Origin of the sequence: Achromobacter sp. 2789STDY5608615 (assembly GCF_001298995.1) — a bacterium.
GTDB lineage: Bacteria > Pseudomonadota > Gammaproteobacteria > Burkholderiales > Burkholderiaceae_B > Achromobacter > Achromobacter insuavis.
The window spans coordinates 67,320-84,059 of the sequence record NZ_CYTY01000013.1; the positions used below are offsets into that span (position 1 = coordinate 67,320).

15 protein-coding genes are annotated in these 16,740 nt (G+C 70.8%); 8 read left to right on the forward strand and 7 right to left on the reverse strand.

The genetic code is table 11. The features are described 5' to 3' along the window. Positions 1–358, forward strand: a 358-nt coding sequence (locus AOZ49_RS13415) for a LysR substrate-binding domain-containing protein (RefSeq protein WP_231690337.1), incomplete at its 5' end; no start/stop codon positions are given. A gap of 33 nt (positions 359–391) precedes the next feature. On the opposite strand, the gene AOZ49_RS13420 is transcribed toward AOZ49_RS13415, so the two are convergent. Continuing rightward, positions 392–1,960 (reverse strand): ABC transporter substrate-binding protein, encoded by a 1,569-nt coding sequence (locus AOZ49_RS13420; protein WP_054475822.1) that lies wholly within the window; start codon positions 1,958–1,960, stop codon positions 392–394. 334 nt (positions 1,961–2,294) lie between these two features. Here AOZ49_RS13420 and AOZ49_RS13425 point away from each other — a divergent pair, with 334 nt between their 5' ends. Further along, the gene (locus AOZ49_RS13425; RefSeq protein WP_054475825.1) at positions 2,295–2,876 is read left to right on the forward strand and encodes a TetR/AcrR family transcriptional regulator; all 582 of its coding nucleotides are present in this window, start codon (positions 2,295–2,297) and stop codon (positions 2,874–2,876) included. Positions 2,877–3,049: 173 nt separating this feature from the next. Next, on the forward strand, positions 3,050–4,258 hold the full coding sequence (locus AOZ49_RS13430) for an MFS transporter (protein ID WP_054475827.1): 1,209 nt from the start codon (positions 3,050–3,052) through the stop codon (positions 4,256–4,258). Here the strand turns inward: AOZ49_RS13430 and AOZ49_RS13435 are convergent. Beyond that, positions 4,246–5,358, reverse strand: coding sequence for an MFS transporter (locus tag AOZ49_RS13435; RefSeq protein ID WP_054475829.1), 1,113 nt, complete (start codon positions 5,356–5,358; stop codon positions 4,246–4,248). The genes AOZ49_RS13430 and AOZ49_RS13435 overlap by 13 nt on opposite strands. A 188-nt stretch (positions 5,359–5,546) precedes the next feature. Between AOZ49_RS13435 and AOZ49_RS13440 the strand changes: the two genes are divergently transcribed. The 3 genes from AOZ49_RS13440 (at position 5,547) to AOZ49_RS13450 (ending at position 8,555) form a co-directional block, all read left to right on the forward strand. Next, positions 5,547–6,476 carry a LysR family transcriptional regulator gene (locus AOZ49_RS13440; protein ID WP_054475831.1) on the forward strand — a complete coding sequence of 310 codons (930 nt, stop codon included), beginning with the start codon at positions 5,547–5,549 and terminating at the stop codon, positions 6,474–6,476. A gap of 242 nt (positions 6,477–6,718) precedes the next feature. Then, entirely contained in the window at positions 6,719–7,519 is an 801-nt protein-coding gene (gene hutG / locus AOZ49_RS13445) for an N-formylglutamate deformylase (protein ID WP_054475833.1), read from the forward strand. A gap of 22 nt (positions 7,520–7,541) precedes the next feature. After that, complete coding sequence (locus tag AOZ49_RS13450) at positions 7,542–8,555, forward strand: LysR family transcriptional regulator (RefSeq protein ID WP_054432128.1); 1,014 nt, start codon at positions 7,542–7,544, stop codon at positions 8,553–8,555. Positions 8,556–8,577: 22 nt separating this feature from the next. Here AOZ49_RS13450 and AOZ49_RS13455 read toward each other — a convergent pair whose 3' ends face one another. From AOZ49_RS13455 to AOZ49_RS13465, 3 genes are all read right to left on the reverse strand, one after another. Further along, positions 8,578–9,765 (reverse strand): NAD(P)/FAD-dependent oxidoreductase, encoded by a 1,188-nt coding sequence (locus AOZ49_RS13455; protein WP_156355653.1) that lies wholly within the window; start codon positions 9,763–9,765, stop codon positions 8,578–8,580. A gap of 94 nt (positions 9,766–9,859) precedes the next feature. Continuing rightward, positions 9,860–10,306: a DUF4952 domain-containing protein gene (locus AOZ49_RS13460; RefSeq protein ID WP_054475836.1), complete on the reverse strand. Its 447-nt coding sequence runs from the start codon at positions 10,304–10,306 to the stop codon at positions 9,860–9,862. Further along, positions 10,303–10,770, reverse strand: coding sequence for a winged helix-turn-helix transcriptional regulator (locus tag AOZ49_RS13465; protein ID WP_231689897.1), 468 nt, complete (start codon positions 10,768–10,770; stop codon positions 10,303–10,305). Before AOZ49_RS13465 ends, AOZ49_RS13460 begins: the two co-directional genes overlap by 4 nt. Before the next feature lie 226 nt (positions 10,771–10,996). Here AOZ49_RS13465 and AOZ49_RS13470 point away from each other — a divergent pair, with 226 nt between their 5' ends. After that, positions 10,997–11,416, forward strand: coding sequence for a tautomerase family protein (locus AOZ49_RS13470; protein WP_054475838.1), 420 nt, complete (start codon positions 10,997–10,999; stop codon positions 11,414–11,416). A gap of 74 nt (positions 11,417–11,490) precedes the next feature. Here the strand turns inward: AOZ49_RS13470 and AOZ49_RS13475 are convergent, their stop codons facing one another. After that, complete coding sequence (locus AOZ49_RS13475) at positions 11,491–12,468, reverse strand: LysR substrate-binding domain-containing protein (protein WP_054432136.1); 978 nt, start codon at positions 12,466–12,468, stop codon at positions 11,491–11,493. 93 nt (positions 12,469–12,561) lie between these two features. Between AOZ49_RS13475 and AOZ49_RS13480 the strand changes: the two genes are divergently transcribed. Further along, entirely contained in the window at positions 12,562–16,176 is a 3,615-nt protein-coding gene (locus tag AOZ49_RS13480; RefSeq protein WP_054475840.1) for an ABC transporter ATP-binding protein/permease, read from the forward strand. Here AOZ49_RS13480 and AOZ49_RS13485 read toward each other — a convergent pair. Beyond that, positions 16,142–16,740, reverse strand: a 599-nt coding sequence (locus AOZ49_RS13485; protein WP_197286729.1) for a penicillin acylase family protein, incomplete at its 5' end; no start/stop codon positions are given. The two genes, AOZ49_RS13480 and AOZ49_RS13485, sit on opposite strands and share 35 nt — an antisense overlap.

Consider the following 16,740-nt stretch of genomic DNA (forward strand, 5'->3'; position numbering starts at 1 on the left):
GCGCGACCTGGACGGGCTGCCGTTCGTGTCGTTCGGCGCCGACAGCCAGACGCAGGAGCTGGTGCGGCAGGCGTTCGACGGCGCCGGCGCCAGCCTCAACGTGGTGGTCGATACCAGCACCGCGCCGACGGTGTGCGAGTTCGTCGCGGCCGGCCTGGGGGTGTCCTTGATTCATCCGCTGTTCGCCGAAGGGTTCCAGAACCGCCTGGTATTGCGGCGGTTCGATCCGGAGTTGAATTTCCATTTCCAGCTGTGCCGCACGCAGGCATCGCGCAACGCGGCATTGGTCGAGACCTTTGTCCAGGAGGCGCGCGACGTCGCCGCGCAGATCTCCCGGGAAGTGCTCAAGGGCCAGTGAGCCATCGCCCCGCGGGGCGATGACCCGCCCGGCTCAAGGCGCCTTGACCGTGGTCAGCTCGGTCACCGGCGGCTGCAGGTTCAGCGCGCCCTTGAGCGCATAGCCGTAGTTGACGCGGTCGCTGTGCACCCACACCTGCTTCAGGCCGAACAGCGGCACCGCGCAGACGTCGTCATGGATCCTGGCCTGAGCCTCCTTCCACAGCGCCAGCTGGCGCGCCGGGTCCGGTTCGATGCGGGCCTGGCGGATGGCGTCGTCGGCCACCGAGCAGTGCGAAAAGTTCGACATCGCGGCCGGCGCGCCGATCGCGGCGGCCGAGTCGTAGAACTCGGTCAGGTAGGTGTCGGCGTTGGGAAAGCGCGCCGCGCCGTAGAACACCAGGCCGCTCAGGTCCTGGCGGCTCTTGGCCTGGTAGGTGGCGTGGTCCACCACTTCCATGTTGAGCTTGATGCCGGCCTTGGCCAGCTGCGCCTGCACGATCTCCATGATCGGCTGCTGCGCCGAGATGTTGGAGACGATCGACTTGATCTCGATGCCGTTCGGAAAGCCCGCCTCGGCCAGCAGCTTGCGGGCGCGCTCCGGGTCGTAGGCGTAGCCGCCGGCGCCGCAGTCCTGGCCCAGGTAGCCATTGGGCACCACCGAGCAGCCCTTCTCGGCCACGTCCTTGCCGGCGTAGCGCACGATCTCGTCGACGTTGATGGCGGCGGCGATCGCCTGGCGCACTTTCAGGTTGTCGAGCGGCTTGATGTTGCGGTTGATGTGCAGCGTGCGGAATTCGGCCGGCTCGAAGATGTCGACCTGCATGCCGCGCTTGGCCGAGCGTTCGACCCAGCGCTGTTCGCGCTTGCCCTGCATCACGTCGATCTCGTTGGAGGTAAACGCCAGTTCGCGCGCGCTGTCCGACGGGATCATGCGGTACATGATGCCGGCCAGCTTCGGCTTGCCGCGGAAGTAGGCGTCATTGGCCACCAGCTTCACGTACTGCTGCGTGATGTGCTCGCCGAACGCGAACGGGCCGGTGCCGACCGGCGCGGCGCCGAACTTGTCGCCCAGCTTCTCGGCCGCCTTCTTGCTGACGATGTTGCCGCCGTGATAGTTCGACACGCGCCCCAGGAAGGCGGCGTCCGGATACTTGAGCGTGAAGCGCACGGTGTAGTCGTCGACCGCCTCGACCTTGTCGATCAGGGCGAAGGTGGCGGCGAAGCTGGAGCGGTTGGGGTCGGCCGCGCGCTGGATCGAATACACCACGTCCTCCGCCTTGAGTTCGCCATAGCCGGCATGGAACTGCACGCCGTGGCGCAGGTGGAAGGTCCAGGTCTTGCTGTCGGGCGAGGCCTCCCAGCGTTCGGCCAGGTCCGGCTCCAGCGCCTTGGGGTCGGCGCTGCCGGCCGGGAATCGCACCAGCGCGTCGAACATCTGCGCGGCCACGCCCTTGTCGGCGGTGGAGGTGGCGCGATGCGGATCCAGCGTGGCGTTGTCGGCGGCGCCCGAGCTGATGCGCAGCATCGGCCGCTCCTGGGCATGGGCCGGGGCGACGAGCCCGGCGCTACAGGCCGCGAACAGCGCGGCGGCAAAGACGAAAGTGGTGGCAGGACGGTTCATGACTTCCCTTGTGTGCCGCGCGTCGGCGGCTTTGGTCATCTGCAGTCAGAGGTACGGCTTGCTGGCAGACTAGAAGCGGGAAAGCATGGCGTCAAAGTCCTTCAAGTCCTTGACCTATTCCACAGGGTTATATCCTGGCCGTCTGCCGCGCCGCATGCCCGGGAACCGCCGGCGCGGCTAGTGGTTACTACTGATAGGGGAAAAAACCGGGGTTTCAGGGAAAACACCGACGCCCGCGGACGGCGCAAAGCCCCTTCGGCTCGGACGGTCTTGCTTGACGCTTCCCGACCGCCGACCGTATTCTTATTTGAACGATCATTCCATAAAGCACGCCATGCGCACCAAGGATTTTGAACCCGACGAGGTCGCCGACGCCGCCATGCAGGTGTTCTGGCGGCGCGGCTATGCCGCCACCTCCGTGCAGGACCTGGTGGACGGCACCGGCCTGGGCCGCGGCAGCCTCTACAACGCCTTCGGCAGCAAGCAGGGCCTGTATGAAGCGGCGCTGCGGCGCTACCACGCGCTGACCGCCGCCAACCTCGACCTGCTGGCCCGGCCCGGCAACGCGCGCGAGCGCATCGGCCGCCTGCTCGACTTCATCGCCGACGACGAACTGCGCGAGGCCAGCCGGCGCGGCTGCCTGGTGGCCAATGCCTCGCTGGAAATGGCGGGGCAGGACGAGGTGGTGGCCGAACTGGTGCGGCGCAACTTCCAGCGCCTGGAGAAAGCGCTGGAGCGGATCCTGGCCGAGGGCCAGGCCAGCGGCGAGATCGACGCCGGCAAATCGCCGCGCGCGCTGGCCCGCTTCATCGTCACCACCATCCAGGGGCTGCGGGTGGTCGCCAAGGGCAGCAATGCCCGCGAGCGCCGCCAGTGGCTCGGCGACGTGATCTCGGTGGCGCTGGGCACGATCTAGGGCCAGTTCACACGACAGGCGCCTCACACGCGCTCCAGGGCCGAGCGGCGCCAAGGCGCCTCGCGCAGCCCTCTCGGACACATCAGGCATACTGCGGCATTCCGGTGTCGCGCGCCTTGCTTCGTTCTTTTCTGGAATGATCATTCCAATTTAACCGCAATCGGAGTTTCCACATGAGTTTCACCCCACCTCTTCCCGCCGGCGCCTGCCCCCGCGACGACACCGACGGTTTGCCGCTGGGCAAGCTGCTGGCCCTGGCGCTGGCGGGCTTCATCACCATCATGACCGAGACCGTGCCCGCCGGCCTGCTGCCGCAGATCGGCCAGGGCCTGGGCGTCTCCGAGGCGCTGGCCGGGCAGTTGGTGACATTGTTCGCGGCCGGCTCGGTGCTGGCCGCGATTCCCATCATCGCCGCCACCCGCAGCTGGAACCGCCGGCCGCTGCTGTTGCTGGCGATTGCCGGCCTGTGCATGTTCAACGTGGTCACGGCACTGTCGACCCATTACGCGCTGACGCTGGCGGCGCGCTTTGCCGGCGGCATGGCGGCCGGCCTGCTGTGGGGCCTGCTGGCCGGCTATGCGCGCCGCATGGTGGCCTCGCGCCAGCAGGGCCGGGCCCTGGCGGTGGTGGGCGCGGGCCAGCCGCTGGCCCTGTGCATCGGCGTGCCCGCCGGCGCCTGGCTCGGCAGCCTGATGGACTGGCGCGGCGTGTTCTGGCTGATGGCCGCCGTGTCGCTGGCGCTGGTGATCTGGGTGCGCGCGGCCGTGCCCGACTTCGCCGGCCAGGCCGCGCGCCAGCGCCAGCCGATCGCGCGCACCTTCCTGCTGCCGGGCATCCGCCCGATCCTGTTCGTGCTGTTCACCTGGATCCTGGCGCACAACGTGCTCTATACCTACATCGCGCCGTACCTGATCCACCTGGGCAGGCCGGCCTCGGTCGACCTGGCGCTGCTGGTGTTCGGCGCCAGCGCGGTCGCCGGCCTGTGGCTGACGGGCATGATGGTGGACCGGCGCCTGCGCCTGCTGACGCTGCTTTCGCTGGCGCTGTTCGCGCTGACCGCCTGCGCGCTGGGCCTGGCCGGCGGCAACCCGGCGGTGCTGTTGGCGGGCGTGGCGCTGTGGGGCTTGAGTTTCGGCGGCGCGCCGACGCTGTTGCAGACCGCCCTCGCCGACACCGCTGGCGAGCATTCCGACGTGGCGCAGTCGATGCTGGTCACGATCTTCAACCTCGGCATCGCCTGCGGCGGCATGCTCGGCGGCGCCCTGCTGGACACGGCCGGCGCCGGCTCCTTCGCCTGGACCGTCGCCGCGCTGGCCGCGATCGCGCTGCTGGCCGCATGGCGGGCAAGCGCGCACGGCTTCCGCCCCGGTCACCGGCCGTAGCGTCCGGCCAGCACCGCCAACGCCGCCAGCATGCAGGCGGCGGCCGCCAGCAGCGTGGCGGGCAGGCCCCAGTGATCGACGCTGACCCCGCCCGCCAGCGCGCCCAGCGCGATGGCCAGGTTGAACACGCCGACGAACAGCGACGTCGCCGCTTCGACCGCGCCGCGCGCGGCCTGCATCACCCAGGTCTGCAAGGCGACCGATACGCCGCCGCACAACAGTCCCCACAACAGCAGCAAGGCCGCGGCGGCGGCGCGCAGGTCGCCCAGCCAGGGCAGCAGCGCCAGGGTCGCCAGCAGGCCCAGCGTGATCACCAGCAGCGTCGCGCGCGGGCGCCGCGCCGCCGCGCCGCCCGCCATCGTCTGCAGCACGGGGCGCACGAAGGTGTAGGCCATGAAATGCCCAGCCACCAGGAACAGGGTGATGAACAGCCCGCGCCGCAGGCCCGGATTGCGCAGTTGATCCGACAGCTGGCGCGCCGTCACCGACTGCGCCACCGGCAGCGGCGGCAACGCCAGCGCGGCGAACAGCAGCGCCGCCGCGCTCAGCGCCGCCATCGCGCCGAAGGCGCTGCGCCAGCCCGCCAGATTGCCGATCAGCGCGCCCAGCGGCACGCCCAGCACCGACGCCACGGCCACGCCGCCGAAGATGACCGCGGTGGCCATGCCGACCGACGCGGCGGGAACCAGCCGGTCCGCCAGGCCGCCGGCCACCGCCCAGATGCCGCCGATGCAGAGGCCGATCAGGACGCGCGCGGCCAGGAATCCGGCCAGGCCCGGCGCCAGCGCGCTGCCCAGGTTGGCAAGGGCCAGCAACAGCAGCAGGCCGCACAGGATCCGGCGCCGGTCGATGCCGCGCGCGCCGACCACCACCAGCGGCGCGCACAGCGCGGCCAGCAGGCCGGGCGCCACCATCAGCCAGCCCACGCGGCCCACCGACACGTCCAGGCTGGCGGCGATCGGCACCAGCAGCCCGACCGGCAGCATCTCGGTGGTGACGACGCAGAACGTCGCCATGCCGGCCGCCAGCACGCCGGCCCAGGCGCCGCGGGACGATTCGCCGCGCGCGGCGGCCGGGTTCAGGGAAATACCGCGGGTCATGGAAAGCCTCTCGCCAAACAGGAACAGGGAAAAGAACGCCGGGCGGGCGCTCGCGCCAGGCCGTCCGACAGCTGGCCCGGCCAGTCTACTGTTTCCGTTTCGCTGATAAAGTAGGCTTCCAAAGAAACAAAAGGGACGAATCGTCGCCAATCGGACGCGACATCGCCGCCCCGCCCTGGAGCCGTTCCATGACGCCGCCCGCCCCTGCCACCGGCATCGACCATATCGGCGATGTGATCGCCTTCATCCGCGTCGCCGACGCGCAGAGCTTCACGCTGGCCTCGGAACGCCTGGGGCTGTCGCGCTCGGCCATCGGCAAATGCATCGCGCGGCTCGAACAGGGCCTGGGCGCGCGGCTGCTGCATCGCAGTACCCGCAGCGTCAGCCTCAGCGACGAAGGCCGGCTGTTCTACGAACACGCGCAGCGCATCGTGGCCGAGGTCGACAACGCCACCGGCGCCATGGCCAGCCGCCAGGAAACGCCGCGCGGCCGCCTGCGCATCGACCTGCCGGTGGCCTTGGGCCGGCTGCACATCATGCCCTTGGTGGCCGACTACCTGCGGCAATGGCCCGGCGTCGAAGCCGACATCAGCTTCACCGACGACTACACCGACCTGGTGCGCGACGGCATCGACGTCGCCATCCGCATAGGCGGCGAGGCCGACAGCCGGCTGGTGCGGCGCGTCCTGGCGCCGCACCGGCTCATCACCTGCGCCGCCCCCGCCTATCTGGCGCGCCACGGCGCGCCGGCCTCGCCCGACGATCTGGCGCGCCACCAGACCCTGGCCTTCACCCACATGGGCGCGCCGGTCCCGTGGCGCTACGCCAGCCACGGCCAGGACCGCCCTGTCGCGGTCGCCGGCCGACTGCGGCTGGGCAACACCGAGGCATTGCGCGATGCCGCATTGGCAGGCGCGGGCATCGTCCAGCTGGGCGCCTTCCTGGTGGGCAACGACCTGCGGCAAGGGCACCTGGTGGCCGTGCTGGAGCCCCACGCGCCGCCGGGCGCGCCCGTCTGCGCCGTGTATCCACACCGGCGCCACCTGGCCCCCAAGGTGCGGCTGCTGATCGACGGCATCGTGGCGCGCTGGCAACAGGGCGCGCCCTGGCCGACATAAGGCCTGTGTGTGCGCCGGCACGGCAACGCGGCGGCTGGAACAAACGTCCACATGCTCCCGGGCCGGCGTCATTTGCATCAGTGATACCGATCATCTATATCCACTAAACTGATGCAAAACCTCTGGCGGGTGGTCCTGTCTAGAGTGCTGTCCGGTCTCCGCGGGACAGCGCTCCGGCGTAAGGGCGCCCGCCATCCGCGGCCCAGCCCGCGGCGCCTTGCCCTTGCCACCCGGAGTTTTTCTTGAGCGACATCTACCACTTCAGCCGCGGCACTGCCCCGCTGCTGATCTCCATCCCCCACCTGGGCAGCCAGCTTCCCGACGCCCAGCGCGCCCGCATGACCACCGCCGGCCAACAGTCCGGGGACACCGATTGGCACCTGGACACGCTGTACCAGTTCGCCGACGCGCTGGGCGCCTCCGTGCTCGGCGCCCGCTATTCGCGCTACGTGGTCGACCTGAACCGTCCGCCCGACGACGAAAGCCTGTACCCCGGCCAGACCAAGACCGGCCTGTGCCCGACCCATACCTTCCGCGGCGAGCCGCTGTACCCGAACGACGCCAGCCTGACCGACGACGAGCGCGCGCACCGGCTGCAGACCTACTGGCAGCCCTACCACGCCAAGCTGCGCGAAGAACTCGACCGCATCCGCGCCGAACATGGCACAGTGCTGCTGTGGGAAGCCCATTCCATCGCCAGCGTGCTGCCGCGCCTGTTCGAGGGCAAGCTGCCCGACCTGAACCTCGGCACCGCGGACGGCGCCAGTTGCGCGCCCGACATCCTCGAGGCCATCGCCGAGCGCCTGCCGGACTGCGGCTACACCTCGGCCGTCAACGGCCGCTTCAAGGGCGGCTACATCACCCGCCACTACGGCTCGCCGGCCGAGGACATCCATGCGGTGCAACTGGAAATGTGCCAGTCGACCTACATGGACGAGTCCTACCCCTATGGCTACCGGGCCAACGCCGCCGCCAAGGTCATCCCGGTCGTGGAAGGCATGGTGCGCGCCGCGCTGGCGCAGACGCTGGCGCGCAAGCGCTGACGCCGCCGGCCGGACCGCGCCGATGCAGCGCCTGCCGTACCGCGACGCCGACCCCTACCCGGAGTGGAGCCTGCTGCTGACCTGGGTGGCGGTGGTGCAGGCGGCATCGGTGTCGGGCGCGGCGCAACTGCTGGGCCTGTCGCAGGCCGCGGTATCGCAGCGCATCAAGCAGCTGGAGACCGCGCTGTCCACCGAACTGCTCGACCGCAGCACGCGCCCGGCCCGCCCCACGCCGGCGGGCGACCTGCTGTTCGACCATGCGTCGCGCCTGCTGGCGCAGGCCGGCGACATGACCGAAAGCGTGCGCAACCTGAGCCGCGCGCGGCGCAACATCGTGCGCTTCGGCTGCGTCGACTCGTTCGCGGGCACGCTCGGGCCGACCCTGATCCACGGCCTGTCCGGCACGTCGCGCCAGATCCGGCTGTGGTCGGGCATCACGCCGGTGCTGGACAAACAGCTGGAAGAACGCCTGCTGGACCTGGTCATCAGCACCAGCGCCGCCGCCGAGCCGTCCGCCATCCGCAAGCTCGGGCTGTTCAGCGAGCCCTATCTGCTGGTGCTGCCGCGCGCCCTGCCCTGGGAGGGCGCGCGCTCGCTGGCGGAACTGGGACGCCGCAGCCAGTTCATCCGCTACAGCGCCCGCTCGCACATCGGCGCGGCCATCGATCGCCTGCTGGAAGCGCGCGGCATCGTCATCGAGCGCACGTTCGAATTCGACAATACCGATCCCCTGCTCAGCCTGGTCACCGCCGGCCTGGGCTTTGCCATCAGCACGCCGCTGTGCATCTGGCAATCGCGCCATTTCATCGACCAGCTGCGAGTGCTGCCGCTGGCGCCCTGGCTGGACAAGGCCCGCGCCGACGACCCCGACCTGGCGCGCGCCTTCTACCTGGCGTCGCGGCCGCAGGAGGCCGGCAAGCTGCCGGCCGAGGCCCGCAACGTGATCCTGGTGGCGGTCGAACGCCTGATGCAGCAAGACATCGCGCCGGCGCTTGGCCTGCCGGCGGCCTCGCTGTGGCGCAGCCTGCGGCGCTGACCCGTCCGGCCCGCCGCGCCCCTCACGACACCGCGCCCCGCCCGTACCTGCCGGTCAGCAGCGCGCCGCGCGCGAACCGCTCCAGCGCGTAGGGCGCCAGCGGCACGTCGGTCGCCAGCCCCAGCGCCTCCTGCGCCAGCACCCGGCCGACCGCGGGCGACAGCTTGAAACCGTGGCCGGAAAAACCGAATCCCGCCACCAGCCCCTCCACGCCGCCGATGCGGCCCAGCACCGGATTCCAGTCCGGCGTCACGTCGTACACGCCGGTCCAGGATGACGCCAGGCCGGCTTCGGCATACGCCGGAAAGCGCGCCGCCACCTGTTCGCCGACCGCCGCCACGTAATCCAGCGGGATGTCGCCCTGCTCGGTCTCGCCGGGCGGCAGCTTTTCACCGACGGTGCCCTCGCTGACCAGCATCCGGCTGCCGCCGTAGCTGCGGCAGTACAGCATGCCGGGCGAGGCCAGGTCCTTGTAGACCGGCATGGAATAGGTATAGGGCGCCGCCGCGCATTCCAGCGCCAGCACGGCGTGGCGCTCGGGCGCCAGCGGCAGCGCCACGCCGGTCCACGCCGCCAGTTCGGCGGTCCAGATGTTCTGGGTGCTGACGACCACGTCGCAGGCGTAATCGCCCTCGGACGTGGCCACGCCGGTCACGCGCCCGCCTTGCCACGACAGGCCGTGCACGGCGACGTTCTCGCGGATCGTGACGCCGCGCCGGCGCGCCGCCCGGGCAAAGCTGGTGGCGACCAGATAGGCGTCGGCAAAGCCCGCCTCGGGCTCGAAGCCGATCAACGCGGCATCGCTGAAATCGGCGATCGGCAGCAGTTCGCGCGCCTGCGCCGCGTCCAGCCGCTGCACCGGAATGCCCTGCGCCTGCTGCTGCGCCAGCGCGTCGGCCAGCGGCGCGCGCTTGTCGTCGTCGGCCGCCGCGATCAGGTAGCCGCAGCGCACCAGGCCGCTGGCCGCGTCCTCGTCGCCGACATAGGCGGCGAAATCGGTGAAGGCGCTCCACGAGCGCCGCGCCAGCTCGACGTTCTCGCGCACCGAATAGTGGGTGCGCAGGATGCCCGAGGACTGCGCCGTGGTGCCGGCGCCGATGGTGGCGCGGTCCAGCACCAGCACGCGGGTCGCGCCCAGGGCCGCCAGATGGTAGGCGACCGAACTGCCGACCACGCCCGCACCGATCACAATCACGTCATAACGCTTCACGGCCATACTCCCAGGATGAATGGCGGCAGTGTGACGCGGGCGGCGGCCGGCGCCGGTTGTATCGGCGCGGCGAATACTGAATAGAAGCGCGGCCTCAGATGGCCTCGGTGTACAGCTCGACCCGGATATGGAAATTGTCGATGCGGTCCCAGCGGGCCCGCGAGGAGACCAGCGTCTCTTCGGAGGCGAACACGATCAGGTAATCGCGCCCGGTGCGCGGGTCGCGCCAGGATTGCGGCGGCGCCTCCCAGCCGCAGCAGCGGTAGTGCAGCGGCTGCAGGTCGAAGCGTTGTCGCAGGTAGCGTTCGACCCCGGCGGCCGCGACGCCGTCCAGGCGGTAGCGCGCCACCAGCGGCTTGCCCTGGCCGTGCAGTTCCTGGCGGCAGCCCTGGTACTCGATGGACTCGGGCTTGTCGCCCAGCGCGGCCAGGAAATCCTCGCAACCGGGGGTGGGCGCGGCCTGCGCCAGCGCGGCGGCCGATGGCAGCAGCAGCACCGCCGGCAACAGCAGGGTTCGCAACCAGCGGGTCAGGGTCATCATGCGCGCTCCGTTTTTCGTGCCAGCCGCCAGCGCATGAGGTCGTCCGCGCCGGGTCCGGCTTCCACCCGCAGGTCCTGGTGGCCCACGCGCGCGCCGGTGCCTTCCTCGACCAGTCCGAGTTCGACGCGGCGGCCGGTCTGCGCGTTCATGAACCGCAGCGGCGGCCCGCCGTCCGGCTGCCATTGGTCGCCGACCTGGGCCAGCGCCTGCAGCACCAGGGCGATATCGCGGCCCTTGGCGGTGGGCAGATATTCATGACGATCGGGGCCGCTCTGGTACAGGCGGCGTTCGATCAGCCCGTTCTGTTCCAGCTGCCTGAGCCGGTCGGCCAGCGTCGCGTTGGCGATGCCGGTCGAACGGCGCAGGTCGTCGTAGCGCCGCAGGCCGAGCACCAGGTCGCGCAGGATCAGCATGGCCCAGCGGTCGCCGACGGCATCGAGCACCGTGGCGATGGAGCAGACCATTCCTTCAAAACTCTTGGAGCGCATGGATTCCCTTTGCCGTGCCGCCGGAGCGCGGCCACCGCAGTATCGCAGCCGGGCGGACAACGCTCAAGCCTCCCCGCCACGGCCTTTGCTTTACAACTTCAATAATTGAAGTCAATAATTATACTCACTGATCGACACCGCCATTCCCCCCTGGCCGCCCCTGCCGGACGGCCGTCGCCCCTCCTCAAAAAGGAACCCCGCCATGCCGCTCTGGAACATCTATCACCCGCAGGACGCCTTCTCCGACGCCGACAAGCAGGCCATCGCCGAACGCATTACCGCGCTCTACACCGACCTGCCGAAGTTCTACGTCGGGCTGGTGTTCCACCCCGTGCCCAAGTCCTCGTTCTTCATCGGCGGCGAATGCGCCGACGACTTCGTGCGCATCTCGGTCGACCATATCGCCCGCCAGATCCACGAGGACGAGACCCGGCGCCGGTTCCTGGGCGCGGTCGGCCGGCTGCTGGCGCCGTATGTCGCGGACCGCGGGCTGCGCTGGGAAATCCATATCGATGAAACGCCGTTCGGCCTGTGGACCATCCAGGACATGCGGCCGCCGGTGCCCGGCACGCCGCAAAGCGAGCAGTGGCGCGCCGACAACCGGCCGAGCACGCCCGCCTGACGACGCCGCTCCCGGCGCGACCGCGCCGGCCAGGCATTGATGCGGTTCAGTTCCGCCGCGTCAGTGCCGTCGCATCAGCGCGGCCGCGCGGCGGTGGACGGTTCGCGCCACGACACCGTGGCGCCGCGCCCTTCCTCCGCCAGGAACTCCACCAGCGCCGGCAGCGACGCATCCATCGGCCGGTTGGCGTGGATGCGCATCACATAGCCCCACGAGCCGCGCATGCGCAGACCCGGCGTCAGCGCCACCAGCCGGCCGCTGGCCAGTTCCTCGTCGATCAGCGGCGCGCGCCCCAGCGCGATGCCGACGCCCGCCGCGGCCGCCGCCACCACCGTGCTCAGGCCGCTCAGCACCAGCGGGTCCTGGCCCGCGCTTTCCGGCAGGCCGAGGCGCGGACGCCAGGTGCGCCAATCGGTTTCGGGGCTGTCGATATGCTTTTCCTCGAGCCAGCGATGGCGCGTGAAGACGGCCGGATCGTCGCGCTCGTCCGGCGCGACCAGCGCCGGGCTGCACACCGGCACCACCGTCTCCGTCATCAGCGGGATATCGCCCGGCGCGGCCAGGTGCGGACCCAGGCCGCGCACGTGCAGGAACGCCAGGTCGATGTCCTGCGCCTTCCAGGCCGGGTCCTGGCTGGCGTGCAGGAACACCTGGATGTCGATGTCGGGGTGCAATTCGATGAAACGGCCGATGCGCGGCGCCAGCCACAGGGCCGCCAGCGACGGGTTGGCCGACACGTTCAGGTTGTAGCGCCGCTTGCCGCGGGCGCTGGCCCGGGCATTGCGGCAGGCGGTCTCCAGCAGGGTCAAGGCCTGTTGTACGGAAGCCAGCAAGGCGGCACCGGCCTCGGTGGTTTCCGCGCGGCGCACCGTGCCGCCCCGGCGCAGCAGGCTCACGCCCAGGTCGGCCTCCAGCGCGCGCAGCTGATGGCTGACGGCGCTCTTGGTGACATTGAGTTCGGCCGCGGCGCGGCTGAGACTGCCCAGGCGGGCGACGGCCTCGAAGGCGCGCAGCGCCGCCAGCGGCGGCATGTGGGTGGGCAGGGTCGACATGGGTTGAGTTTATCTCAACCCATGATTGAATAACTATCGCTATCGCCGCGGCCCGGGATGCGTGACCATGCAGGCTCTGGAGGGAGCATTGATATGTATTTCGATTCGAGGCTTTGGCAACTGACCGCGGGGCTGCGCGCCGGCATGGCGGGCGGCATATTCCTCGGCCTGCTGGCATTGGGGGCGGGCATCGCCCGCTACGTTTTCCTGGGCCAGCTGCTGGCGCGCGTGTTCGACGGCGCGCCGTGGCAGGACTGGCTCGCGCCGGCGCTCTGCGTCGGCGCCATGGTGTTGCTGCGCGCCCTGCTCGACCACCTGCGCACGGTGCAGGCCAACCGCAGCTCGGCCCAGGTGCAGCAGACGCTGCGCGCGCGGCTCTACGACCGCATCGTGTCGCTGGGGCCGGCCTGGTTCGCCAACCAGCGCACCGGCGGCGTGATGCTGACGGTGGTGGACGGCGTGGAGCAGCTGCAGACCTTCTTCGGCCAGTACCTGCCGCAGGTCGCCATCGCGGCGGCCGCGCCGTTCGCGATCTTCGCCGTCATCGCCTTCTGGGACGTGCCGACCGCGCTGGTGTTCCTGGTGGCTGCCCTGTTCGCGCTGTTCGGGCCGATGGCCGTGCACATGCTCGACCGCCGCGCCAGCCTGGCGCGCACCCGCTCGCTGAACGAATTCGGCGAGGAATTCCTGGACGCCGTCCAGGGCCTGCCGACGCTCAAGTCGTACGGCCAGGGCAAGACCTGGGGCGAGCGCCTGGCCGCGCGCGCCCGGGCGCTGTCCGACAACACCTTCTGGGTGCTGTCGGTCAGCCTGCTGACGCGCGGCATCAGCGACCTGGGCGTGGCGCTGGGCGCCGCGCTGGCGCTGACGGTCGGCGCCTGGCGCGTGGCCGCCGGCGACATGAGCGTCGAAGCGCTGCTGATCGTGCTGATGGCCGGCACCGAGATCTTCCGCCCGCTGCGCGACCTGCGCTCGGTGCTGCACCGGGGCATGCTGGGCCAGTCGGCCGCCGTCAGCATCCATGCGCTGATGGACGCGCAGCCGCTGACCGCCGCCCCCGCCGCGCAGGCGGGCGCCGCGCCGGCGCGGCTCGATCCGACCATCGAGTTCGACGCGGTGGCGTTCTCGTATTCGCCGCAGCGGCCCGCGCACCAGGGCCTGTCGTTCCGCATCGCCGCCGGCGAGCGCGTCGGCATCGTCGGCCCCAGCGGCGCCGGCAAGTCCACCATCGTGCGCCTGCTGCTGCGCGAATGCGTGCCGCAGGCCGGCGCCATCCGCGTCGGCGGCCACGACGTCAACCAGCTCGACACGCAGACGCTGCTGGGCCAGATGGCCCTGGTCAGCCAGGACATCACGCTGTTCCACGACACCATCGACGAGAACCTGCGCCTGGGCCGGCCCGACGCCAGCCACGAACAGGTGCGCGCCGCCGCCCGCGCCGCCAACATCGACGACTTCATCATGGCGCTGCCGCAGGGCTACGCCACCCGCATCGGCGAGCGCGGCCTGCAACTGTCGGGCGGCCAGCGCCAGCGCGTGGCGATCGCCCGCGCGCTGCTGCGCGACGCGCCCATCCTGATCCTGGACGAGGCGCTGTCGTCGGTCGACACCGAGAACGAGGCCTTGATCCAGCAGGCGCTGGACCGCCTGATGGCCGGCCGCACCACGCTGATCCTGGCGCACCGCCTGGCCAGCGTGATCGGCGCCGACCGCTGCCTGGTGCTGGACCAGGGCCGCGTGGTCGAGCAGGGCCCGCATGATGAACTGATGCGCCAGCACGGCCTGTACTACCGCCTGATGCACGAACAGGCCCTGGCGCTGAGCGCGCCGGCAGCTCCGGTCCCCGCCGCCACGGCGCGCGACACCACGCCCGCCGCGCACGCCAATGACGATGAGTCCGGCGGCCAAGGCCCCGCGCTGCGCTCGCTGGACGTCGATGCCGACCAGGTCGGCTGGCGCGCCACGCTGGCCACGCTGCTGTCGGTGGTGCGCCCCTGGCGCGGCACCCTGATCGCCACCATCCTGCTGGGCGTGGCGCGCGTGGCCGCCTTCATCGGCGTCGGCGTGCTGAGCGCGCTGGTGGTGGCCGCCATCCGCGACGGCCGCGACACCTCCGCGCTGATCATCGGCCTCTTGATCGCCGCGCCGCTGGCCGCGCTGTTCCACTGGCTCGAATCGTGGCTGGCGCACGCCATGGCCTACCAGCTGCTGGCCGACATGCGCGTCAAGCTCTACGACAAGCTGGAACGGCTGGCGCCCGCCTATCTGCTGCAACGCCGCTCGGGCGACCTGGTGGCGCTGGCGACGCAGGACGTGGAGATGGTGGAGTACTTCTACGCCCACACCATCGCCCCGGCCATCGTGTCGGTGCTGGTGCCGCTGTCGGTGCTGGGCTTCCTGGCGTTCTACAGCTGGCCGGTGGCGCTGGCGCTGCTGCCGTTCCTGGCCTATGCGCTGGTGTCGCCGGTGCGCGGCCGCCGCAAGGTCGACGCGCTCGGCGACCGCGCCCGCCACGCCCTGGGCGAGATGAGCGCCCACACCACCGACACCATCCAGGGCCTGGCCGACCTGACTGCGTTCCAGGCCACCGGCCGCCGCCGCGAGGAATTCCTCAAGGTCGCCGACCAGTACCGCGTGCGCCGCCTGGACATCCTGCGCGACCTGTCGCGCCAGACCGCCTGGTTCGAGACCGCGATGGGCCTGGGCGGCCTGGCCGTGGCCGTGGTCGGCGCGCTGCAGGTGTCGGCCGGCGCGCTGTCGGCCAGCATGCTGCCGCTGCTGGTGCTGATCGCGCTGGCGACCTTTCTGCCGGTGTCGGAGATCTCGCAGGTCAGCCGCCAGCTGGCCGACACCATCGCCGCCACCCGCCGCCTGCACGTGGTCAACAACGAACCCGAGCCGGTCACCGACGGCCCGCTGCCGCCGCCGGCGGCGCCGCACGGCCTGTCGCTGGCGTTCGACCACGTGTATTTCACCTATCCCGGCAAGAGCCAGGACACGCTGCGCGACCTGAGCTTCACCGTGCCGGCCGGCGCCACCGTGGCCGTGGTCGGCGCCTCGGGCGCGGGCAAGAGCACCGTGGCCAGCCTGCTGCTGCGCTTCTGGGATCCGCGCCAGGGCGCGGTCAAGCTCGACGGCGTGGACGTGCGCCAGCTGCGGCTGGACGGCCTGCGCGAACGCGTCGCGCTGGTGACGCAGGACACTTATCTGTTCAACGACACGCTCGAAGGCAACATCCGCCTGGCGCGCCCCGACGCCAGCCGCGAGGAACTGGCGCTGGCGCTGGAACAGGCCGCGCTGAGCGATTTCGTGCGCAGCCTGCCCGACGGCCTGGCCACGCGCGTCGGCGAACGCGGCATGCAGTTGTCGGGCGGCCAGCGCCAGCGCATCTCGATCGCGCGCGCCTTCCTGAAGAACGCGCCGGTGCTGATCCTGGACGAAGCCACCTCGCACCTGGACACCCTGTCGGAGATGCAGGTGCGCGGCGCGCTGGACGTGCTGATGCGGCACCGGACCACGCTGGTGATCGCGCACCGCCTGGCCACCATCCGCGACGCCGACCTGATCCTGGTGCTGGACAACGGCGCCCTGGCCGAGGCCGGCACCCACGACCAGCTGCTGCGCAAGCAGGGCGCGTACGCCCGGCTTGCCAGCCACCAGGGCGCGCGCGACCTTACCGCCGGTAGCGCAACGTCTCTTCCGACGTAGCGTTGCGCCGCACCTCGTCCGCCGTGAACCACACCCGCTTGCTGCCGAAAGTGTTGTACAGGTCGAACTGGTCGCGGGTGTGCGGCGACGGCGTGCCGTCCGGGGCGACGAAGCCGCTCTGCCCCGGCGCCACCACGTCCACCGCCCGCACCGACTTGCCGTCGAACACCGTCATGTTGTTCTCGGTGCCGCGGTTCTGCGTGGCCGGATAGCTCAACACCGCCTTGGCGTCGGCCTGCGGCACGCCCAGGAAGTTCTTGGGCGCGAACACCATCGGCGGCGCCGGGATCTTCCACGCGGCCGGATCCTGCCCATAGGCCTGGCGCAGCGCAGCCAGCGCATCGTCCAGCGCCGCCAGGATGACGTCATCGGCGCGCGCGCCATTGAAGAAGTCATAGCGCTGCGGCACGCCGGCCTCGGGGCCGGCCAGGGCGTTGAACAGCACCTTGACACCGGCGGTCAGGTTGAGGGAACCGGTGGCCGGCGCCTGCGGCGTCGGGTAGCCGGTGGCGCTGTACCACTTGAAGAAGTCGGCCGGCATCTCGTCGGCCAGCGTGCGCTTGA